Source organism: Citrobacter sp. RHB20-C16 (assembly GCF_013890155.1).
Classification (GTDB): Bacteria; Pseudomonadota; Gammaproteobacteria; order Enterobacterales; family Enterobacteriaceae; genus Citrobacter_A; species Citrobacter_A amalonaticus.
Genome location: NZ_CP057630.1, coordinates 3,847,828 through 3,870,309, shown reverse-complemented (window position 1 = coordinate 3,870,309; position 22,482 = coordinate 3,847,828). Strand labels below are relative to the sequence as shown.

16 protein-coding genes and 3 tRNA genes are annotated in these 22,482 nt (G+C 55.6%); 13 read left to right on the top strand and 6 right to left on the bottom strand.

The window, feature by feature from the left end; translation table 11 throughout:
* Positions 1–84: 84 nt before the first annotated feature.
* From HVX64_RS18570 to recD, 8 genes are all read left to right on the top strand, one after another.
* Entirely contained in the window at positions 85–555 is a 471-nt protein-coding gene (locus HVX64_RS18570) for a prepilin peptidase-dependent protein (RefSeq protein WP_044254186.1), read from the top strand.
* Positions 546–1,109: a prepilin peptidase-dependent protein gene (locus tag HVX64_RS18565; RefSeq protein WP_044254190.1), complete on the top strand. Its 564-nt coding sequence runs from the start codon at positions 546–548 to the stop codon at positions 1,107–1,109. The genes HVX64_RS18570 and HVX64_RS18565 overlap by 10 nt, the downstream gene beginning before the upstream one ends.
* On the top strand, positions 1,106–1,513 hold the full coding sequence (locus HVX64_RS18560) for a DUF2509 family protein (RefSeq protein WP_044254193.1): 408 nt from the start codon (positions 1,106–1,108) through the stop codon (positions 1,511–1,513). Before HVX64_RS18565 ends, HVX64_RS18560 begins: the two co-directional genes overlap by 4 nt.
* The gene (locus tag HVX64_RS18555; RefSeq protein WP_044254196.1) at positions 1,498–1,818 is read left to right on the top strand and encodes a prepilin-type N-terminal cleavage/methylation domain-containing protein; all 321 of its coding nucleotides are present in this window, start codon (positions 1,498–1,500) and stop codon (positions 1,816–1,818) included. The genes HVX64_RS18560 and HVX64_RS18555 overlap by 16 nt, the downstream gene beginning before the upstream one ends.
* Positions 1,819–1,833: 15 nt before the next feature.
* A complete protein-coding gene (recC, locus tag HVX64_RS18550; protein WP_044254199.1) occupies positions 1,834–5,202 on the top strand; it encodes an exodeoxyribonuclease V subunit gamma in 3,369 nt (1,122 codons plus the stop codon).
* A gap of 113 nt (positions 5,203–5,315) precedes the next feature.
* The gene (ptrA, locus tag HVX64_RS18545) at positions 5,316–8,204 is read left to right on the top strand and encodes a pitrilysin (protein WP_044254201.1); all 2,889 of its coding nucleotides are present in this window, start codon (positions 5,316–5,318) and stop codon (positions 8,202–8,204) included.
* Positions 8,197–11,742: an exodeoxyribonuclease V subunit beta gene (gene recB, locus HVX64_RS18540; RefSeq protein WP_044254203.1), complete on the top strand. Its 3,546-nt coding sequence runs from the start codon at positions 8,197–8,199 to the stop codon at positions 11,740–11,742. Before ptrA ends, recB begins: the two co-directional genes overlap by 8 nt.
* Positions 11,739–13,556, top strand: coding sequence for an exodeoxyribonuclease V subunit alpha (recD, locus tag HVX64_RS18535; protein ID WP_044254207.1), 1,818 nt, complete (start codon positions 11,739–11,741; stop codon positions 13,554–13,556). Before recB ends, recD begins: the two co-directional genes overlap by 4 nt.
* A gap of 50 nt (positions 13,557–13,606) precedes the next feature.
* On the opposite strand, the gene argA is transcribed toward recD, so the two are convergent.
* Positions 13,607–14,938, bottom strand: coding sequence for an amino-acid N-acetyltransferase (gene argA / locus HVX64_RS18530; RefSeq protein ID WP_042999482.1), 1,332 nt, complete (start codon positions 14,936–14,938; stop codon positions 13,607–13,609).
* A gap of 234 nt (positions 14,939–15,172) precedes the next feature.
* Here argA and amiC point away from each other — a divergent pair, with 234 nt between their 5' ends.
* Complete coding sequence (gene amiC / locus HVX64_RS18525) at positions 15,173–16,426, top strand: N-acetylmuramoyl-L-alanine amidase AmiC (protein ID WP_042999483.1); 1,254 nt, start codon at positions 15,173–15,175, stop codon at positions 16,424–16,426.
* Positions 16,427–16,498: 72 nt separating this feature from the next.
* Here amiC and HVX64_RS18520 read toward each other — a convergent pair.
* From HVX64_RS18520 to HVX64_RS18510, 3 genes are all read right to left on the bottom strand, one after another.
* A tRNA-Met gene (locus tag HVX64_RS18520) sits at positions 16,499–16,575 on the bottom strand.
* A 64-nt stretch (positions 16,576–16,639) separates the two neighbouring features.
* A tRNA-Met gene (locus HVX64_RS18515) sits at positions 16,640–16,716 on the bottom strand.
* A gap of 63 nt (positions 16,717–16,779) precedes the next feature.
* Positions 16,780–16,856 (bottom strand) — tRNA-Met (locus HVX64_RS18510).
* 207 nt (positions 16,857–17,063) lie between these two features.
* Between HVX64_RS18510 and mltA the strand changes: the two genes are divergently transcribed.
* The gene (gene mltA, locus HVX64_RS18505) at positions 17,064–18,161 is read left to right on the top strand and encodes a murein transglycosylase A (RefSeq protein WP_042999484.1); all 1,098 of its coding nucleotides are present in this window, start codon (positions 17,064–17,066) and stop codon (positions 18,159–18,161) included.
* Between the two features lie 107 nt (positions 18,162–18,268).
* Positions 18,269–19,075 carry a tRNA cyclic N6-threonylcarbamoyladenosine(37) synthase TcdA gene (gene tcdA, locus HVX64_RS18500; RefSeq protein ID WP_044254213.1) on the top strand — a complete coding sequence of 269 codons (807 nt, stop codon included), beginning with the start codon at positions 18,269–18,271 and terminating at the stop codon, positions 19,073–19,075.
* A gap of 54 nt (positions 19,076–19,129) precedes the next feature.
* Here tcdA and csdE read toward each other — a convergent pair whose 3' ends face one another.
* Together csdE and csdA are read right to left on the bottom strand one after the other, a co-directional pair.
* Positions 19,130–19,576 carry a cysteine desulfurase sulfur acceptor subunit CsdE gene (csdE, locus tag HVX64_RS18495; RefSeq protein WP_042999486.1) on the bottom strand — a complete coding sequence of 149 codons (447 nt, stop codon included), beginning with the start codon at positions 19,574–19,576 and terminating at the stop codon, positions 19,130–19,132.
* Positions 19,576–20,781 carry a cysteine desulfurase CsdA gene (gene csdA / locus HVX64_RS18490; RefSeq protein WP_044254217.1) on the bottom strand — a complete coding sequence of 402 codons (1,206 nt, stop codon included), beginning with the start codon at positions 20,779–20,781 and terminating at the stop codon, positions 19,576–19,578. The genes csdE and csdA overlap by 1 nt, the downstream gene beginning before the upstream one ends.
* A 192-nt stretch (positions 20,782–20,973) precedes the next feature.
* Between csdA and HVX64_RS18485 the strand changes: the two genes are divergently transcribed.
* Positions 20,974–21,201, top strand: a complete 228-nt coding sequence (locus tag HVX64_RS18485) for a YgdI/YgdR family lipoprotein (RefSeq protein WP_042322452.1) — start codon at positions 20,974–20,976, stop codon at positions 21,199–21,201.
* Between the two features lie 350 nt (positions 21,202–21,551).
* On the top strand, positions 21,552–22,469 hold the full coding sequence (gcvA, locus tag HVX64_RS18480) for a glycine cleavage system transcriptional regulator GcvA (RefSeq protein WP_042999488.1): 918 nt from the start codon (positions 21,552–21,554) through the stop codon (positions 22,467–22,469).
* Positions 22,470–22,482 lie beyond the last annotated feature (13 nt).

The following is a 22,482-nucleotide window of genomic DNA, read 5'->3' as shown; positions in this document are numbered from 1 at the left end:
TAACAGAGTAAATTTCTTTCGTAACGCGCCGAAAAACCTGAATTCTCGCCTCGTGTTAACCTCCCGACGCGTCATACTGCCGTCATGAATACACAGCAGGGCTATACGCTCATCGAAACGCTGGTCGCGATGCTTATTATTATCAGCCTGAGTGCAACAGGACTCTATGGTTGGCAGCAGTGGCAGCAACAGCAACATCTCTGGCAGACCGCCTGTCAGTTGCGCGATTTCTTGCTGCAGCTACGGGAAGATGCCAACTGGCATAACCGCGATCACATCATTACCGCCATCAGGGAGGACGCGTCATGGTGTCTTGTCAGTTCGACAGCCTCACGAAATACCTGTACGCCGCGCTCGGCGCTCGTTTTTGTGCCGCTCTGGCACGATGTCGAGCTCGTCGGGATTACGGCTTCACTGACGTTTTATGGTCAGCGCAATACCGCGTGGCCGGGGAATATCCGTCTGAAAAATGCGACAGGCGAATGGCGGGTAGTGGTTTCACCGTGGGGACGGATCCGCTTGTGCGAGCGCGACGATACCCAGGGTTGTCGGTGAGTGAACGCGGTTTCTCTCTGCTTGAGGTGCTGATTGCAATGGCGATCAGCAGCGTACTGTTGCTGGGAGCCGCCCGTTTTTTACCGGCATTACAGCGCGATATTTTGCAGCAGACCCGCAGACTCGCGCTGGAGGATGACATGTGGCAGCGGGTGTACACCATTGCGAAACACCTCCAACGCGCAGGATATTGCCACGGTAGCTGTAGTGGTGATGGAGTAAACATTACCAACGCGGGACAGTGTGTCATCGTTCAGTGGGACGCCAATGCGAATGGCATCTGGGAAAGCGAGCCGGTAAAGGAAGCTGAACAAACCGGGTTTCGCCTGAATGATAACGTGCTGGAGACGCAGCGCGGCGCGAAAACGTGCAGTGGAAAAGGATGGGATAAAATGACCGATCCTGACGTCGTACACATTACGGCATTTGACGTTGTGCCTCAGGATATCGCGGGCTTTACGCCCGAATTGACCATACATCTGCGCGGCATTAGCCGGAGGGATCCGCAAACCGTGGTCGATGCACGCTACAGCGTTACCGGGTTTAATTTATGAACCGCGAACGGGGCGTCTCCTCTCTGGCGCTGGTTCTGCTGCTGTTGGTCCTCGGCAGCTTACTGCTGCAGGGCGTTAACCAGCAGCAGAGCAGTTTTGCTTCACGGGTGACGATAGAAAGTCAGGCTCTGCAACGCCAGGCTGTCGTACAGTCAGCCATGGAGTGGGGCAGGATGCAGCCATGGTCGATAAGCTCGGATAAACCGTGTCGGTACTACGGGGAGGCCAATGTCCCCGTCTGCCTGCGCAGACTCGCCAACAATCGCGTTTTGCTTATTGCCAGCTATCAGGGAACCTCCCTATGGCGAGAAGGCGAGCAACAGGAGGAAAACGTCGTCTTTTCTCTTCATGGCTGGAGCGATTTCTGTCCGCTACGGGAGGTCGCGCTATGCCAGTTCCCCTGAGCCGCCAGTGCGGATTTAGCCTGCCAGAGGTGATACTGGCAATGGTTCTTATGGTGATGGTGGTGACGGCGCTTTCCGGATACCAGCGCGCGCTAATGAACGGTTTTTTCATCAGGAGCCAGTACCTGCAACTCTGGCGTCAGGGCTGGCAGCAGACGCAACTGCGTTCGTTTTCGCCACCTGTTAACTGGCAGGTTAACCGGATGCAGACAACGCAGGCGGGATGTGTCAGCATCAGCGTTACGCTATCTTCACCTCAGGGCAGGCAGGGGAAAATGACGCGCCTGCACTGCCCAAACCGTTAGTTGCCAGGAGTCTCTATGTTAAGGGTCTACCACTCAAATCGTCTGGATGTGCTGGAAGCATTGATGGAGTTCATCGTCGAGCGCGAGCGGCTGGACGATCCTTTTGAGCCGGAAATGATTCTGGTACAGAGTACCGGGATGGCGCAGTGGCTACAGATGACCCTTTCGCAGAAATTTGGTATCGCCGCCAACATAGAATTCCCACTCCCGGCAAGTTTTATCTGGGAAATGTTCGTCCGCGTACTGCCGGAGATCCCCAAAGAGAGCGCTTTCAGCAAACAAAGCATGAGCTGGAAGTTGATGACGCTGCTCCCGCAACTGCTGGATCATGATGATTTCGCGTTACTACGCCACTATCTGACGGACGATACGGATAAACGTAAGTTGTTTCAGTTGTCGTCGCGCGCGGCGGATCTTTTCGATCAGTATCTGGTGTACCGACCGGAATGGCTAACCCAGTGGGAAGCGGGGCGAATGGTCGACGGGTTAGGAGAGGCGCAAAGCTGGCAGGCGCCGCTATGGAAAGCGTTGGTGGAATATACCGATGCGCTGGGACAACCGCGCTGGCATCGTGCCAATCTCTATCAACGGTTTATCCAGACCCTCGAAAAGGCTGAACGCTGCCCACTAGGACTTCCTTCTCGTGTGTTTATCTGCGGGATCTCCGCGCTGCCACCGGTATACCTACAGGCACTGCAGGCGCTCGGTAAACATATCGAGATTCATCTGCTCTTCACCAATCCCTGCCGCTACTACTGGGGCGATATTAAAGATCCGGCGTATCTGGCAAAACTGCTGGCACGTCAGCGGCGACACAGTTTTGAAGACCGTCATTTACCGCTGTTTCGTGACAATGCGAATGCCGAAAGTTTGTTTAACGGCGATGGCGAACAGGATGTCGGTAACCCGATGTTGGCCTCGTGGGGGAAACTGGGGCGCGACTATATTTATCTGCTCTCCGAACTGGAAAACAGCCAGGAGCTGGATGCGTTTGTCGACATTACGCCGGATAACCTGCTGCATAACATCCAGGCCGATATCCTTGAGCTGGAAAACCGCGCAGTGGCGGGCGTGAGTCTGGAAGAGTATTCCCGCAGTGACAATAAGCGACGCCTTGATCCAAACGACACCAGCGTCACCTTCCATGTCTGTCATAGCCCCCAGCGTGAAGTCGAAGTCCTCCACGATCGTCTTCTGGCAATGCTGGAGGCAGACCCAACGCTCACCCCGCGTGACATCATCGTGATGGTGGCGGATATCGACAGCTATAGCCCGTTTATTCAGGCCGTCTTTGGCAGCGCCCCTGCGGAGCGTTATCTACCTTATGCGATTTCCGATCGTCGGGCGCGTCAGTCACACCCGGTGTTGCAGGCCTTCATCAGCCTGCTGTCATTGCCTGACAGCCGTTTTGTTTCTGAGGACGTGCTGGCGCTGCTGGATGTCCCGGTGCTGGCGGCACGCTTCAATATCAGCGAAGAAGGATTGCGTTACTTGCGGTTGTGGGTCAATGAATCGGGCATTCGCTGGGGTATTGATGACGACAACGTGCGCGAACTGGAACTTCCGACAACGGGACAGCATACGTGGCAGTTTGGCCTGACGCGCATGCTGCTGGGCTATGCCATGGAAAGTGCGCAGGGTGAGTGGCAGTCCGTTCTGCCTTACGATGAGTCCTGTGGACTCATCGCCGAACTGGTAGGGCATCTGGCGTCGTTACTGATGCAGCTTAATCTCTGGCGTCGTGGCCTGGCACAGGAACGTCCACTGGAAGAGTGGCTGCCAGTGTGCCGCGAGATGCTCAACGATTTCTTCCTTCCTGACGCTGAAACCGAGGCGGCCATGACGCTGATTGAGCAGCAGTGGCAGGCGATCATCGCCGAAGGTATAGAGGCTAAGTATGGTGATGCGGTTCCGCTATCCCTGTTGCGCGATGAACTGGCGAAGCGGTTGGATCAGGAGCGAATTAGTCAGCGCTTTTTAGCCGGGCCGGTAAACATCTGTACGCTGATGCCGATGCGCTCCATTCCTTTCAAAGTGGTCTGTCTGCTGGGTATGAACGACGGTGTTTATCCGCGCCAGCTTGCGCCGCTCGGTTTTGATCTCATGAGCCAGAAACCAATGCGTGGGGATCGCAGTCGTCGTGATGATGATCGTTATCTGTTCCTTGAAGCCTTAATTTCTGCCCAGCAGTCGCTTTACATCAGCTATATCGGGCGCTCGATCCAGGATAACAGCGAACGGTTTCCTTCCGTGCTGGTGCAGGAGCTGCTCGATTACATCGGACAAAGCCACTACCTGCCGGGTGACGACGCGTTAACCAGCGATGAGAGCGAGAAACGAGTGAAAGCGCATATCGCCCGCCTGCATACCCGTATGCCGTTCGATGCGCAAAACTTCCTGCCCGGTGAACAGCAGAGCTACGCCAGCGAATGGCTACCGGCGGCAAGCCGTCGTGGAGAAGCCCATAGCGATTTTGTGCAGCCGTTAGCCTTTGATATGCCAGAGACGCTGAGTCTGGAAACGCTGCAGCGCTTCTGGGCGCATCCGGTGCGGGCGTTTTTCCAGCAGCGTCTGCAGGTTAATTTCCGCTCCGAAGAGCGTGAGATCCCGGACACCGAACCGTTTACCCTGGAAGGGCTGACCCGTTATCAGCTCAACCAGCAGTTACTGAATACGCTGGTTGAACAGGATGATGCCGAACGTCTGTTCCGTCGCTTCCGTGCGGCGGGGGATCTGCCGTATGGGGCCTATGGCGATATCCTCTGGGAAGCTCAGCATCAGGAAATGCAGACGCTGGCGGACAGGATCGTGGCTTGTCGTCAGCCGAGCCAAAGCCTGGAGGTTGATCTGCACTGCAATGGCGTACAGTTGACGGGCTGGCTGCCGCAGGTGCAAGAAGATGGTCTGTTGCGCTGGCGGCCTTCGTTAATCAGCATTTCACAAGGCGTGCAACTTTGGCTCGAACACCTTGTCTATTGTGCCTGCGGAGGAAAAGGTGAAAGCCGGCTGTTTTTGCGAAAAGACGGAGAGTGGCGCTTCCCACCGCTGGAGCAAGAGCAGGCATTGGGGTATCTGGCGCAACTGATTGACGGATATCGCGAAGGGATGTCCACACCGCTGCTGGTGCTACCGGAAAGCGGCGGCGCGTGGATAAAAACCTGTTATGACGCGGCAAATGATGCCATGTTAGATGACGATGATACGCGTCAAAAAGCCCGCGTGAAGTTTATGCAGGCTTACGAAGGCAACATGGTTGTGCGTGGCGAAGGCGAGGATATCTGGTATCAGCGCCTGTGGCGACAACTGGACTCTGAAACCTTTGAGGCCATTATTTTGCAGTCACAACGTTACCTGCTTCCGCTTTTCAGATTTAATCAGTCGTGATGGTTGTATAAAAATTGCGCAATTTTGATGCTTCCTTTATGATGCGTTGCCCTGCTCAGAGAAGCATCCAATGTGTCTTTGCGCAGAAAGAAAGTTAATGATGAGGTTCTTGAATGCCCCGCAGCACCTGGTTCAAAGCGTTACTGTTGTTGGTCGCCTTTTGGGCGCCTTTAAGTCAGGCAGATACCGGTTGGCAGCCCATTGCGGAAACCATCCGTAAAAGCGACAAAGATACCCGCCAGTATCAGGCCGTCCGTCTCGATAATGGTTTGGTGGTATTACTGGTATCCGACCCGCAGGCGGTGAAATCGCTTTCTGCGCTGGTGGTGCCCGTGGGGTCTCTGGAAGATCCCGATGCGCATCAGGGGCTGGCACATTATCTTGAACACATGTGTCTGATGGGATCGAAAAAGTACCCACAGGCCGATAGCCTTGCGGAATACCTCAAATTGCATGGCGGCAGCCACAATGCCAGCACTGCGCCGTACCGCACGGCGTTCTATCTGGAAGTGGAAAACGACGCGCTTACTGGTGCCGTTGACCGCCTGGCCGATGCCATTGCTGAACCGTTACTGGATAAAAAATATGCCGAGCGTGAGCGCAATGCAGTAAACGCTGAGCTGACGATGGCGCGTACCCGTGACGGGATGCGAATGGCGCAGGTGAGCGCGGAAACCATCAACCCGGCTCACCCCGGTTCACGTTTTTCCGGCGGCAACCTGGAAACCTTAAGCGACAAACCGGGTAATCCGGTGCAACAGGCGTTGCGCGATTTTCACAGCAAGTATTACTCCGCCAATTTGATGAAAGCGGTTATCTACAGCAATAAGCCGTTGCCGGAACTGGCAAAGATTGCTGCGGAGACCTTTGGGCGAGTGCCCAACAAGAATATCGAAAAGCCGGAAATTACCGTTCCGGTCGTCACTGATGCGCAGAAGGGCGTTATCATCCATTACGTACCTGCGCTGCCGCGTAAAGTGCTGCGCGTTGAGTTCCGAATCGACAACAACAGCGCGCAGTTTCGCAGTAAAACCGATGAACTGATCACCTATCTGATCGGTAACCGTAGCCCGGGTACGCTTTCTGACTGGCTGCAAAAACAAGGGCTGGTGGAAGGTATTCGCGCGGACTCCGATCCGGTAGTCAACGGCAACAGCGGTGTGTTAGCCATTTCCGCTACCCTGACCGACAAAGGGCTGGCGAACCGCGAAGAAGTGGTTGCGGCTATTTTCAGCTATCTCAATCTGTTACGCGAAAAGGGCGTCGATAAACGCTACTTTGACGAGCTGTCGCATGTGCTTGATCTGGACTTCCGTTACCCGTCGATCACCCGTGATATGGATTACGTCGAATGGCTGGCGGATACCATGATCCGCGTGCCGGTGGCGCATACTCTGGACGCAGTGAACATTGCTGATCAATACGATGCGAAAGCCATTCAGGCGCGTCTGGAGATGATGACGCCGCAAAATGCGCGAATCTGGTACATCAGCCCAAAAGAACCGCACAACAAGACCGCTTACTTTGTTGATGCTCCTTATCAGGTCAATAAAATCAGCGAGCAGACGTTCAGCGACTGGCAGACGAAAGCGCAGGAGATAGCCCTGTCTCTGCCGGAACTGAACCCTTACATTCCTGACGATTTCACGCTGATCAAGCCGGAAAAGAAATACGACCGTCCGGCGCTGATTGTCGATGAGCCTAATTTGCGCGTGGTATACACCCCGAGCCAGTATTTCGCCAGCGAACCGAAAGCGGACGTGAGCGTCATTCTGCGTAATCCGCAGGCGATGGACAGCGCCAGAAACCAGGTCATGTTTGCGCTGAACGATTATCTGGCGGGAATTGCGCTCGATCAGTTAAGTAACCAGGCGGCGGTGGGCGGCATCGGTTTCTCAACCAACGCCAACAATGGCTTAATGCTCAATGCTGACGGCTATACGCAGCGTCTGCCGCAACTTTTCCAGGCATTGCTTGCAGGTTATTTCAGCTATACCGCAACTGAAGAGCAGCTTGAGCAGGCGAAATCCTGGTATAGCCAGATGATGGATTCTGCCGAAAAGGGGAAAGCCTACGAGCAGGCAATTATGCCGGTGCAGATGATCTCTCAGGTGCCTTATTTCTCCCGTGACGAACGGCGTGCACTGCTGCCGTCGATCACCCTGAAAGAGGTGATGGCCTACCGTGAAGCATTGAAAACGGGCGCTCGTCCGGAGTTTCTGGCGGTTGGCAACATGAGCGAAGCGCAGGTCACGACGATGGCGCGGGATATCCAGAAACAGCTGGGGGCGAACGGTTCCGAATGGTGTCGCAACAAAGATGTGCTGGTGGATAAGAAGCAGTCTGTCATTTTTGAAAAAGCGGGCAGCAGTACCGACTCTGCGCTGGCGGCAGTCTTTGTCCCTGCCGGTTATGACGAGTATGCCAGCTCGGCCTACAGCGCCATGCTGGGCCAGATTGTCCAGCCGTGGTTCTACAATCAACTGCGAACGGAAGAGCAGTTAGGGTATGCGGTGTTTGCCTTCCCGATGAGCGTCGGACGCCAGTGGGGAATGGGTTTCCTGCTGCAAAGCAGCGATAAACAGCCGCCGTATCTCTGGGAACGCTACAAGGCGTTTTTCCCCACGGCGGAAGCAAAACTGCGGGCCATGAAACCGGAAGAGTTCGCCCAGATTAAACAGGCGATCGTCGCGCAGATGTTGCAGGCACCGCAAACGCTGGGCGAAGAAGCGTCGAAATTAAGCAAAGATTTCGATCGCGGCAATATGCGTTTCGATTCACGTGATAAAATTGTGGCTCAGATAAAACAGCTGACGCCGCAAAAGCTTGCTGATTTCTTCCATCAGGCGGTGGTCGAGCCGCAAGGCATGGCGGTACTGTCGCAGATTTCCGGCGGCCAAAACGGGAAGCCGCACTATGTGCACCCGGAAGGCTGGAAAGTGTGGGACAACGTCAGCGCGTTGCAGCAAACTTTGCCCCTGGTGAGAGAACAGAATGAATGATGTCGCCGAGTCCCTTGATCCCCTGCGCTTGCCCCTCACGGGCGAGCGCCTGATTGAAGCCTCTGCGGGCACCGGCAAAACCTTTACTATCGCGGCGCTCTATCTGCGCCTGCTCCTCGGGCTCGGCGGGTCTTCCGCCTTTCCCCGTCCCCTGACCGTTGAAGAACTGCTGGTGGTAACCTTTACTGAGGCCGCCACCGAAGAGTTGCGCGGGCGTATCCGCAGTAATATTCATGAGCTGCGTATCGCCTGCCTGCGCGAATCGACTGACAACCCCCTTTATGCCCGTCTGCTGGATGAAATCGACGATAAAAAGCAGGCGGCGCAGTGGCTGCTGCTCGCCGAAAGACAGATGGATGAGGCGGCGGTATTCACCATCCACGGTTTTTGTCAGCGCATGCTGAGCCTGAATGCCTTCGAATCCGGCATGTTATTTGAACAACAGCTGATCGAGGATGAATCGCTGCTGCGTTATCAGGCCTGTGCGGACTTCTGGCGCCGTCACTGTTACCCCCTGCCGCGTGAAATTGCCCAGGTGGTGTTTGAAACGTGGAAAGGGCCGCAGGCGCTGCTGGCGGATATTAACCGTTACCTGCAAGGGGAAGCGCCGGTTATCAAAGCGCCACCGCCGGATGACGAAACGCTGGCGTCCCGTCATCAGCAGATCGTGCAGCGAATCAATGCGCTTAAGCAACAATGGTGTGATGCGGTGGGTGAACTTGAGGGATTGATGGAAGCCTCAGGCATCGACCGGCGTAAATTTAACCGTGGCAACCAGGGCAAATGGATTGAGAAGATCAGCGCCTGGGCGCAGTCCGCAACGCAAAGCTACCAGTTGCCAGAGGCACTGGAGAAATTCTCTCAGCGTTTCCTTGAGGACAGAACCAAAGAAGGCGGCGTTGTGCCGCAGCATCCGCTGTTTGTCGCGATTGATGAATTACTGGCGGAACCGCTGACGCTCAGAGATCTGATGATCACCCGCGCGCTGGTGGAGATCCGTGAAACGGTGGCGAAAGAAAAACGCCGCCGGGGTGAGCTGGGGTTTGACGATATGCTCAGCCGACTGGATAGCGCGCTGCGCAGTGAAAGCGGCGATGCGCTGGCGGCGGCGATCCGTACCCGCTTCCCGGTAGCAATGATCGATGAGTTCCAGGATACCGATCCGCAGCAATACCGTATTTTCCGCCGCATCTGGCAGCATCAGCCAGACACCGCGCTGCTACTGATTGGCGACCCGAAGCAGGCGATTTATGCGTTTCGCGGCGCGGATATTTTTACCTATATGAAGGCCCGCAGTGAGGTCAGCGCGCACTATACCCTCGACACCAACTGGCGTTCCGCGCCAGGCATGGTGAACAGCGTCAACAGGCTGTTCGGCCTGATGGATGACGCCTTCATGTTCCGCGAGATCCCGTTCCAGCCGGTGAAATACGCTGAAAAAAACCAGTCGCTGCGTTTTGAATTTTACGGCGAAACTCAGCCCGCAATGACGATGTGGTTGATGGAAGGAGAAAGCTGCGGAATAGGCGATTATCAAAGCTATATGGCGCAGGTGTGTGCTGCGCAGATCCGCGACTGGCTGAAGGCCGGGTTGCGCGGAGAGGCGATGCTTATCAGCGGTCACGACGCGCGTCCGGTGAGCGCGGCGGATATCAGCGTGTTGGTGCGTAGCCGCCAGGAAGCGGCGCTGGTACGCGATGCCCTGACACAACTGGCGATTCCGTCCGTCTATCTTTCCAACCGCGACAGCGTGTTTGAAACGCTGGAAGCGCAGGAGATGCTCTGGCTATTACAGGCGGTGATGGCGCCGGAAAAAGAAAATACGCTACGCAGCGCGCTGGCGGCCTCAATGATGGGGTTGAACGCGCGCGATATTGACATGCTCAATGGCAATGAAAACGCCTGGGATCGGGTGGTTGACGAGTTTGTCGGCTACCGTCAAATCTGGCAAAAACGTGGCGTGATGCCGATGCTGCGTGCGCTGATGTCAGCGCGACAGATTGCGGAGAACCTGCTGGCAACGGCGGGAGGTGAGCGTCGCCTGACCGATATTTTGCACATCAGTGAGCTATTGCAGGAGGCCGCTTCGCAACTGGAAAGCGAGCATGCGCTGGTGCGCTGGCTCTCGCAGCATATTCTTGAGCCTGACAGCAATGCTTCCAGCCAGCAAATGCGTCTGGAAAGCGACAGCCATCTGGTGCAGATCGTCACCATCCACAAGTCAAAAGGGCTGGAGTATCCGCTGGTCTGGCTGCCGTTTATCACGAATTTCCGCGTTCAGGATCAGGCGTTTTATCACGACCGCAACTCGTTTGAAGCAGTTCTGGATCTGAGCGAGGCGGACGAAAGCGTGGCGCTGGCGGAAGCCGAAAGGCTGGCGGAAGATTTGCGTTTACTGTACGTGGCGCTGACGCGTTCAGTCTGGCACTGCAGTCTGGGCGTCGCACCTCTGGTTCGTCGTCGGGGCGATAAAAAGGGCGATACCGATGTGCATCAGAGCGCGCTGGGGCGTCTGCTGCAAAAAGGCGAACCGATGGATGCCGCCGGGCTACGCTCGGCGATAGACGCAGTTTGCGATGAGAACATCGTCTGTCGTATCCCGGACGCGGTCAGTATGGAGCCGTTGCCTGGCACCGTTGCGAGCGAGGCGTCTCTGAATGCCCGACGGGTACAACGAACGCCGGGCGACAACTGGCGGGTGACCAGCTATTCCGGCCTGCAACAGCGTGGTCACGGCATTGCACAGGATCTGATGCCGCGACTGGATATCGATGCGACAGGCGTGGGTGAAGTGGTTGAGGAGCCGGAACTGACGCCGCACCAGTTCCCACGCGGCGCATCGCCAGGAACATTTTTACACAGCCTGTTTGAAGATCTCGATTTTACCCAGCCGGTTGAGGCTGCCTGGGTGCAGGAAAAACTGGAGCTTGGTGGCTACGATGCCGACTGGGAACCGGTCATCACCGCGTGGGTGACGGCGATTCTCCATGCGCCACTCAATGAGACTGGCGTCAGTCTGAGCCAGCTTTCTGCGCGTGAAAAACAGGTCGAGATGGAGTTTTATCTGCCCATTAGCCAACCGCTTATTGCGGAAAACCTGGATGCGCTGATCCGCCAGTTTGACCCGCTCTCGGCGGGCTGTCCGCCACTGGAGTTCACCCAGGTTCGCGGGATGCTGAAGGGCTTTATCGATCTGGTATTTCGTCACAACGGGCGCTATTACCTGCTGGATTACAAATCGAACTGGCTGGGAGAAAACAGCGCCGCTTACACCCCAGAGGCGATGGCGGCGGCCATGCAGGCGCATCGCTATGATTTGCAGTATCAGCTCTATACCCTCGCGCTGCACCGGTATCTGCGCCATCGCATCGCAGATTACGACTACGAGCGCCATTTTGGCGGCGTGATTTATCTGTTCCTGCGCGGCGTGGACAGCAAACAGCCGCAGCAGGGGATTTACACCACACGCCCGGCGGGTGAGTTGATTACCCGGATGGACGAGATGTTTGCCGGGGTGGCGCTGGAGGAGGCATCATGACGCTACAGAAGCGATTACTTGAGGCCGTAGGGCAGAAGCAACTGCGCCCGCTGGATGTGCAATTCGCGCTGGCGGTGACCGGCGAACATGAACCTGCCGTGACGCTGGCAGCGGCGTTACTCAGCCGGGATGCCGGAGAAGGGCACGTCTGTTTACCGCTTTCTCAACTGGCGCTGAACGCGGATAATCCCCCTTTCTATTCTTCATGCCTTAGCGACATTGGCGAACCCGAGAACTGGGAAGAATGCCTGCTCGCTTCCGACGCCGTCAGTCATGGAGAGCGGCCATCGCCGATGGTCCTTTATGGCGACCGTTTGTATCTGAACCGGATGTGGTGCAACGAACGTACAGTTGCTCATTTCTTTAGCGAGGTGAATCGACCCATTGAGGTGGATGAAACCTTGCTGACGCAAACGCTGGAAGCGCTGTTCCCGACGACAAACGAAATCAACTGGCAAAAAGTCGCCGCGGCGGTCGCGCTGACCCGCCGTATTTCGGTGATTTCAGGCGGGCCGGGAACGGGGAAAACAACCACCGTGGCCAGGCTGTTGGCGGCGCTGATCCAGATGGCGGAAGGCGAGCGTTGCCGTATTCGCCTGGCGGCGCCGACGGGTAAAGCAGCGGCGCGTTTGACGGAGTCCTTAGGCAAGGCGCTGCGTCAGTTGCCGCTGACGGATGAACAAAAGAAACGCATCCCGGATGATGCCAGCACTCTGCACCGGTTGCTGGGCGCGCAACCCGGCAGTCAGCGTTTACGCCATCACGCGGGCAACCCGCTACATCTGGATGTGCTGGTGGTGGATGAGGCGTCAATGATCGACCTGCCGATGATGTCGCGCTTGATCGACGCATTGCCGTCGCACGGGCGTATCATTTTCCTTGGCGATCGCGATCAGCTTGCTTCGGTCGAGGCGGGGGCGGTGCTGGGGGATATCTGTGCCTGGGTGAATGCGGGCTATACCCCTGAACGGGCACAGCAACTGGCTCGCCTGACGGGGATGCCCGTTCCGGCAGGTGCTGGAGAAGACGCCGCCACGCTACGGGACAGCCTCTGTCTGCTGCAAAAGAGCTACCGTTTTGGCAGCGATTCCGGCATCGGGCAACTGGCGGCGGCGATTAACCGTGGCGATAAGGCGGCGATAAACGACATTTTCCTGCAAGGCTTCAGCGATATCGATAAACGGACGCTGGAGAGCAGTGAAGATTACACCGCCATGCTTGAAAACGCACTGGCAGGTTATGGACACTATCTGCAACTGCTTCAGGCGCGCGCGGAGCCTGCATTAATCATTCAGGCATTCAATGAGTTCCAACTGCTGTGCGCGCTGCGCGAAGGGCCGTTTGGCGTGAGCGGACTGAATGAACGTATCGAACTGGCTATGCAGCAAAAGCGCAAAATTCATCGCCTGCCACATTCCCGCTGGTATGAAGGACGGCCAGTGATGATTGCCCGTAACGACAGCGCGCTGGGCTTGTTTAACGGCGATATCGGTGTGGCGCTCGATCGTGGGCAAGGATTAAGGGTCTGGTTTGCGATGCCGGATGGCAGTATTAAGTCTGTGCAGCCCAGCCGCCTGCCGGAGCATGAAACGACCTGGGCAATGACGGTGCACAAATCTCAGGGCTCGGAGTTCGATCATGCTGCGCTGGTGTTACCCACGCAGCGCGCGCCGGTGGTGACACGGGAACTGGTGTATACCGCCGTGACCCGCGCACGTCGCCGCCTGTCGTTATATGCCGATGAACGCATACTTGGCAGTGCGATTGCCACCCGAACCGAACGACGCAGTGGGCTGTCGACGTTGTTTAAATGAGAGGTTGCCGGATAAGCCATTTGCGTCGCTATCCGGCAATGCGATAACCGCTACCCCAGATCCGCCATCAGGACTTTGGATTTCCGCTGATAGTTGTACATCTCTTTTTTACTTTCCGGCAGCAGGTCGATATCCACCGGCGTGAAGCCGCGTTCCTGGAACCAGTGAATGCTGCGGGTCGTCAGGACGAACAGCTTGCTTAGGCCAATCTGCTTCGCCTGGGCGGCGATCCGCTCCAGTAGCACTTCTCCCCTTGAAGAACTGCGGTAGTCCGGATGGACAGCCACGCAGGCCATTTCGCCGATTTTTTCTTCCGGGAAGGGGTACAGTGCGGCACAGGCGATGGTCATATTATCGCGCTGGATAATGGTGAACTTGTCGATCTCCATTTCCAGTTGTTCGCGTGAACGACGCACCAGAATGCCCTGCTGTTCCAGCGGGCGGATCAGCTCCAGGATCCCGCCGATGTCGTTAATGGTGGCGCGGCGGATCTGCTCGGCGCTTTCCATCACAATTTGTGTCCCGATACCGTCGCGCGAAAACAGCTCCTGCAACAACGCGCCATCTTCCTGATAGCTGATCAAGTGACACCGACGGACGCCGCTGCGACAGGCTTTCACCGCGCCACGCAGAAAGCGTACGGTACCCGAGTTGTAATCGCCTTTTTCTTCCTGTGCTTCTACGCGCGCCTGGGCCTCGTTCGGGAACAGTTCGGAGACGATATCACCGTCGTCGTTGGTCACCCCTTGCGAAGAACAGAACCCGATCATCTTTTCGGCTTTCAGTTTGATCGCCAGTTGTGTGGCGATCTCTTCTGAAGTCAGGTTAAAGCTTTCGCCAGTGACAGACACCGCAACGGGGCCCATCAGCACAATGGCGCCGCTGTCCAGTTGACGATGGATCGCCTCTTCATCGATGCGACGGATACGTCCGCTGTGGCAGTAATCTACGCCGTCATCGACGCCCAGCGGCTGCGCAATGATAAAGTTGCCGCTGACCACGTTGATATGCGCCCCCTGTAGCGGCGTATTGTTCAGGCTCATCGACAGGCGAGCGGTGATATCCAGTTGCAACGTTCCCGCCGCCTGCTTTACCAGCTCCAGCGTTTTGGCGTCGGTGACGCGGGTATTTTTGTGATACATCGGCTCATGGTGATGAGTGGCGAGGTTGGCGTCAATTTGCGGACGCGCGCCATAAACCACGACCAGGCGAATGCCGAGGCTGTGAAGAAGCCCAATGTCATTGACGATGCTGGAAAAGTTTTCATGCTCAATGGCTTCGCCGCCGAGCATAATGACAAACGTTTTTCCCCGATGGGTATTGATATAGGGAACAGAATGGCGGAATCCCTGTACCAGTTCGGTTCTACGCTCCTTCACCACGGCATATCCTCATTGCATGATTATTCGTAATTAGTGTATTTTTATTCTGTTTTTCCGCCGCGCGCAAGTGCAAATTTTGACCCTGACAAAGTTTTTTCTCAGTAATACCGTGAATACAATAAGAATGTTTACCCTTTTATAGATGACAGATTATGCGTCATTCGTTAAAGTTTCCGGTCAATTTAGACGTTTACTATCTCATCACCAATACGTTTTATTTTGCTCGGGAGAAGCATGTCAGGATCCAATCCACCTATTAGCCGCCGTCGTTTACTGCAAGGGGCGGGCGCCATGTGGCTATTGAGCGTCAGTCAGGTCGGTCTGGCTGCGGTCAGTCAGGTCATTGCGGTTCGTATTTGGCCAGCATCCAGTTACACCCGTGTGACGGTGGAATCGAATCAACAGCTGAAGTACAAGCAGTTTGCGCTGAGCAATCCTGAACGCGTGGTGGTGGATATTGAAGGTGTGAACCTGAATTCCGTGCTGAAAGGCATGGCGGCGCAAATTCGCCCCGACGATCCTTACATTAAGTCGGCACGCGTGGGACAGTTCGATCCGCAGACCGTGCGCATGGTGTTCGAACTGAAGCAAAACGTGAAACCACAGCTGTTCGCGCTGGCGCCGGTGGCGGGTTTTAAAGAGCGTCTGGTTATGGATCTCTATCCGGCCAATGCGCAGGATATGCAGGATCCGCTGCTGGCGCTGCTGGAAGATTACAACAAAGGCGATCTTGATAAGCAGGTACCGCCCGCGCAGAGTGGGCCTCAGCCGGGCAAAGCGGGGCGCGATCGCCCGATCGTGATCATGCTCGATCCGGGGCATGGCGGTGAGGATTCTGGTGCTGTCGGTAAATACAAGACGCGTGAGAAAGATGTCGTGTTGCAGATTGCCCGTCGGTTGCGTGCCTTAATCGAGAAAGAAGGCAATATGAAGGTCTATATGACGCGAAATGAAGATATTTTCATTCCGCTCAAGGTGCGCGTGGCGAAGGCCCAGAAGCAGCGTGCGGATCTGTTCGTCTCGATTCATGCGGATGCGTTCACCAGTCGGCAACCCAGCGGTTCATCCGTGTTTGCGCTGTCGACCAAAGGGGCGACCAGTACGGCGGCGAAATATCTGGCGCAAACGCAGAACGCCTCGGATTTGATCGGCGGCGTGAGCAAAAGCGGCGACCGCTACGTCGACCACACCATGTTCGATATGGTGCAATCGCTGACCATCGCCGACAGCCTGAAGTTTGGTAAAGCGGTGCTCAACAAACTCGGCAGGATTAACAATCTGCATAAAAATCAGGTGGAACAGGCCGGGTTTGCGGTGCTGAAAGCGCCGGATATCCCGTCGATTCTCGTTGAAACGGCGTTTATCAGTAACATCGAAGAAGAGCGAAAGCTGAAAACAGCCACCTTCCAGCAGGAAGTGGCAGAGTCGATTCTGGCTGGGATCAAAGCGTACTTCGCCGATGGGGCGACGCTGGCGAGAAGGGGATAATAAAAAAGCGCTGAAAAGCGCTTTTTTTACGAACCGCAGATACAAAAAAACACCCGTTAAGGTGTTTAGTATTGGTTGCGGGGGCCGGATTTGAACCGACGACCTTCGGGTTATGAGCCCGACGAGCTACCAGGCTGCTCCACCCCGCGTCCGTCTTCCTGCTTCGCATTTTTAAACTGCTTTGCAGAATTAGATACTGCATCAAAATTTGATTGGTTGCGGGGGCCGGATTTGAACCGACGACCTTCGGGTTATGAGCCCGACGAGCTACCAGGCTGCTCCACCCCGCGTCCGCCATTCTGCTGCGCATTTTAAGCTGTTTCGCAGAAGCATGTACTGCATCAAATTTTAATTGGTTGCGGGGGCCGGATTTGAACCGACGACCTTCGGGTTATGAGCCCGACGAGCTACCAGGCTGCTCCACCCCGCGTCCGTGGATGCGCACTATACTCTGCTAACATTTTCATGCAACCCTTTTTTCACCTGGATCACGGTTTCGGGATGAAAATGAACAAAAACAAGGCATTTCAGTTTAAATAATGTGCAAAATTTGCGTCTGGGCAGCGGTGCTCGTTTCATTAGCGGGCCGGGTTTGTTATCTTCATGACGCATGATTTACAGCTAAAAGAAGAGAACAATGAAAGGACGTTGGGTAAGTTACCTTCTCATGGGCGCGGTGGTTGCAATGCTGGCTGCCTGTTCCTCTAAACCAACCGATCGCGGACAGCAGTATAAAGACGGGAAGTTTACCCAGCCTTTCTCACTGGTGAACCAGCCGGATGCCATCGGCGCACCGATCAACGCCGGCGATTTTGCCGAGCAGGTCAATCAGATCCGCAGTGCTTCTCCGCGTCTGTACGGCAATCAAAGCAACGTTTATAACGCGGTGCAGGACTGGCTGCGCTCTGGCGGCGATACGCGCACCATGCGCCAGTTTGGTCTCGACGCCTGGCAGATGGAAGGTGCCGATAACTACGGCAACGTGCAGTTTACCGGTTACTACACGCCGGTGATTCAGGCGCGCCATACGCGTCAGGGCGAATTCCAGTACCCAATCTATCGCATGCCGCCGAAACGGGGACGCTTGCCGTCTCGCGCGGAGATTTACGCGGGCGCACTGAGCGAGAACTACATTCTGGCGTACAGCAACTCTCTGATGGATAACTTCATCATGGACGTGCAGGGTAGCGGCTATATCGATTTTGGCGACGGCTCCCCGTTGAACTTCTTCAGCTATGCCGGGAAAAACGGGCATGCCTATCGCAGCATCGGCAAAGTACTGATCGATCGAGGCGAAGTGAAGAAAGAAGATATGTCGATGCAGGCGATTCGCCACTGGGGCGAAACCCACAGCGAAGCAGAAGTGCGTGAGCTGCTGGAGCAGAATCCGTCATTCGTCTTCTTTAAACCGCAATCTTTTGCCCCGGTGAAAGGTGCCAGTGCTGTACCGCTGATTGGTCGCGCGTCGGTGGCGTCTGACCGCAGTATTATTCCGGCAGGCACCACGCTGCTCGCCGAAGTCCCGCTGCTGGACAACAACGGGAAATTTAACGGGCAGTATGAACTGCGCCTGATGGTGGCGCTGGATGTCGGCGGGGCAATTAAAGGCCAGCACTTTGACATTTACCAGGGCATCGGGCCAGACGCCGGACACCGCGCAGGCTGGTACAATCACTATGGTCGCGTGTGGGTGCTGAAGAGCGCACCGGGCGCAGGTAACGTGTTCAGCGGCTAGTTGTCGGATGGCGCTTCGCTTATCCGTCTACATCATCGGGTAGGCCTGATAAGGCGCAGCCGCCATCAGGCAGTCATACCGTTCGATATTAATGAATTTGAGGTGTTATGTCTGTGGTTATCAGTGATGCCTGGCGTCAGCGTTTTGGCGGCACCGCGCGTCTGTATGGTGAAAAAGCCCTGCAATTGTTTGCCGACGCGCATATCTGCGTGGTTGGGATCGGCGGCGTCGGTTCCTGGGCGGCAGAAGCTCTGGCGCGAACCGGGATTGGCGCGATTACGCTCATCGATATGGATGACGTGTGCGTGACCAACACCAACCGCCAGATCCATGCTCTGCGCGACACTGTTGGGCTGGCGAAAGCCGAGGTGATGGCTGAGCGTATCCGCCAGATTAACCCCGAGTGCCGGGTGACGGTAGTCGATGATTTTGTGACGCCGGATAGCGTCGCAGAATACATGAGCGCAGGCTTTAGCTATGTGATTGACGCGATTGACAGCGTGCGGCCAAAAGCGGCGCTGATTGCGTACTGTCGGCGCAATAAGATCCCGCTGGTGACCACCGGCGGCGCGGGTGGGCAGATCGATCCGACGCAGATTCAGGTTGTTGACCTGGCGAAAACGATTCAGGATCCGCTGGCGGCGAAACTGCGCGAACGACTGAAAAGCGATTTTGGCGTCGTGAAAAACAGCAAAGGCAAACTCGGCGTCGACTGCGTGTTTTCAACGGAAGCGCTGGTGTATCCGCAGTCTGATGGCAGTGTGTGCGCCACGAAGGCGACGGCGGAAGGACCCAAACGAATGGACTGTGCGTCGGGGTTCGGTGCGGCAACGATGGTTACCGCCACGTTCGGTTTTGTAGCAGTATCCCATGCGTTAAAAAAGATGATGGCAAAAGCGGCGCGTCAGGGCTGAGATTCTCTTGCGCGGGGCAATGCGTCGCAGGCCGGATAAGACGAGCCTGCGTCGTCATCCGGCAGCGTGAGCCGCTTCGACGATCGCTTCATTGAGTGCCTCCAGCCCCTGACTGCGCGACGCGCTGAGCTGAGTGCGTAATCCCAGTTCATCAAACAAGGCCAGCGGCGAATGGGCCAGCAGTTCCGCTGCGGTTTTCCCTTCTGCGGCGGTCAGTAATACCGCCAGCAGTCCGCGCACGATGCGACCTTCACTGTCGCCGAAAAAGTGTAAAGTGCCCTTTTCAGAGCGCGTATATCCCAGCCAGACGCGATTTTCGCAGCCCGCGATCTCTTTAGCCTGCGCTTTGAGATCGTCGGGCAGTGCCGGCAGCTGTTTACCGAGCAAAATCAGCTGTCGATATTTGTCTTCCCACTGGGTCAGCGGGATAAAGGTATGACGCAACGTCTCTTCGGTTACGGTTGTGCCAAACGGGTGTCCGGCAAACATTGGGCTAGTCATTAATCCACCAGTATTTCCAGGGCGCGATCAACGGCGTTGATCAACGCATCCACATCACTTTGGGTATTATACGGTGCGAATGAGGCACGTAGCGTACCCGAGACGCCAAGTTCAGCCAGCAGCGGCTGCGCGCAGTGCTGACCGGCACGTAGCGCAATACCATATTCCGCCAGCAGGGTGACCATATCGCTATGATGAACACCAGCAAAATCAAAGGCCAGCAGACTGGAGTCCTGACAGCGAAATGAGCGAAATCCCGGACGCTGGGCCAGCGCCTCTTCCGCCAGTGTAGCCAGCCCCCGACTCCAGCTTTCCGCCTGGGCGATATCAACATCGGCTAGCCATTCCAGCGCGGCGCTCATGCCAATCACGCCAGCGACGTTAGGGGTACCTGCTTCGAGCTTCCACGGTGCGGCCAGGGTAGTGAAGCCCTCGAAACTGACGTCGTTGATCATCTTACCGCCACCGAGCCATGGCGACATGGCCTCCAGCAGCGCCGGTTTGCCGTAAAGCACGCCGATACCGGTTGGACCGTACAGCTTATGGCCTGAGAAGGCGTAGAAATCGATGTCGAGCGCCTGGACATCCACCGGGAAATGGACGGCTCCCTGCGCGCCATCCACCATCACTACCATGCCCGCGGCATGGGCGAGGGTAATGGCACGGGCTAAGTCCGGGCAGCCGCCGGTCACGTTCGACATCTGCCCCAGCGCGAGAATTCGGCTGCGCGGGGTGATGATTGTCTGCAGACGTTCAACGTCAGGCAGGTGCTGGGCATTGAGCGGCAGCTTGACCACTTTCGCCCCAGTTTGCTCTGCGAGCATCAGCCACGGCACGAGATTCGCGTGATGCTCCGCGACGCTGACGATGATTTCATCGCCCGGTTGCAGGCGAGGGCGGGCATAACTCTGCGCCACCATATTGATGGCCTCCGTGGTGCCCCGGGTCCAGACGATGGTTTTGTCATCTGGCGCATTCAGCAAACGCGCCACTTTTTCCCGTGCGGCCTCATAGCGCGCGGTCAGGCGCTGGGCTTCGGCGAACTGGCTGCGATGGACGTTGCCAGCGCTCAGGCTATAGAACTGCCGGGTCGCCTCGATGACGGCCTGCGGTTTAAGGGCCGTCGCGGCGCTATCCAGATAGACGCCCGCGTCAGCGAGTGCCGGAAATTGCGCGCGAAACTGCGCGGGATTGAAAGCGTTCATGGTATTCCTCGGTTCAGTAATCCGATCGTGGCGCAAATTGGTCGTTGATTCAAGAAGTGTACGGTCACCAGGAATCTTCTGGATGTTGTGGCGAAATCAGACCAGTAGCTTATGCTGAATTATGTTAGGCAAATCTTTTTGCCTGTTACGGAGTACGTTTTTAATAGCATAAACAGCTTTAAGGAGAAGAAGATGAAAAAGACTGCCGCAATTATTTCCGCATGTATGCTGACTTTTGCCCTGAGCGCCTGTTCCGGTCCGAACTACGTGATGCACACCAATGACGGGCGTAGCATCGTTGCGGACGGTAAGCCGAAAACCGATGATGAAACCGGGATGATTTCGTACAAGGACGCTAATGGCAACAAACAGCAGATCAATCGTACCGATGTGAAAGAGATGGTCGAGTTGGATCAGTAGTCGGTAGAGAGTAGGTAAAAAAAAGCACCGCAAATTGGCGGTGCTACATTAATCACTATGGACAGACAGGGTAAATGTACAGGAAGTGAAAAAGGGTAGCGTTGCTACCGTGGTCTGAATCGCAGACCAATTGCAAACACAACAACACAACATCACAACCGTAAGCCAAAAGCCCACCAGAACACGCATTCCGATAAAACTTTTCGTTCCGGCTCAGGAAGTGCCGCCACTATAGGTATTTGCTGGTAGTTCCTCAACGGACAAATTATAATGGCTCAGATTAAAAAAACTAATAGGTTACACAGTGTAGCTTAATTGTTAAATTCTTTTAACATCAAAGTTTAAAAGCCATGTCAAAACGACTTCCACCTCTGAACGCATTACGTGTTTTTGATGCCGCCGCACGGCATCTGAGCTTCACCCGCGCAGCAGAAGAGCTTTTTGTGACGCAGGCCGCAGTAAGCCACCAAATCAAGTCACTTGAGGATTTTTTGGGGCTTAAGCTGTTTCGCCGACGCAACCGTTCTCTTCTTCTTACTGAAGAAGGACAGAGCTACTTTCTCGACATAAAAGAGATTTTTTCGCAATTAACCGAAGCGACGCGTAAACTTCAGGCGCGAAGTGCAAAGGGGGCGTTGACGGTCAGTTTATTGCCCAGTTTTGCGATTCAGTGGCTGGTGCCCCGACTCTCTAGCTTTAACTCAGCTTATCCGGGAATTGACGTCAGAATCCAGGCCGTGGACCGTCAGGAAGACAAACTGGCGGACGATGTTGACGTGGCGATTTTTTATGGTCGCGGTAACTGGCCTGGACTGCGCGTAGAGAAATTGTACGCCGAATATCTGTTGCCGGTGTGTTCGCCGTTGCTGTTGACGGGCGATAAGCCCCTGAAATCGCCAGAGGATTTGGCTTCGCATACTTTGCTACATGATGCCTCACGTCGTGACTGGCAAACTTACACGCGACAGCTAGGGTTAAATCACATCAACGTTCAGCAGGGCCCTATCTTTAGCCACAGCGCGATGGTGCTGCAGGCCGCTATCCACGGACAGGGCGTAGCGCTGGCGAATAACGTGATGGCGCAGTCAGAAATTGAAGCGGGGCGACTGGTCTGCCCGTTTAATGATGTACTGGTCAGTAAAAACGCATTTTATCTGGTTTGTCATGACAGTCAGGCAGAACTGGGTAAAATAGCCGCCTTCCGTCAGTGGATACTGGCGAAAGCGGCCACGGAACAAGAGAAATTCCGCTTTCGTTACGAACAATAACTTACGTAGGGTA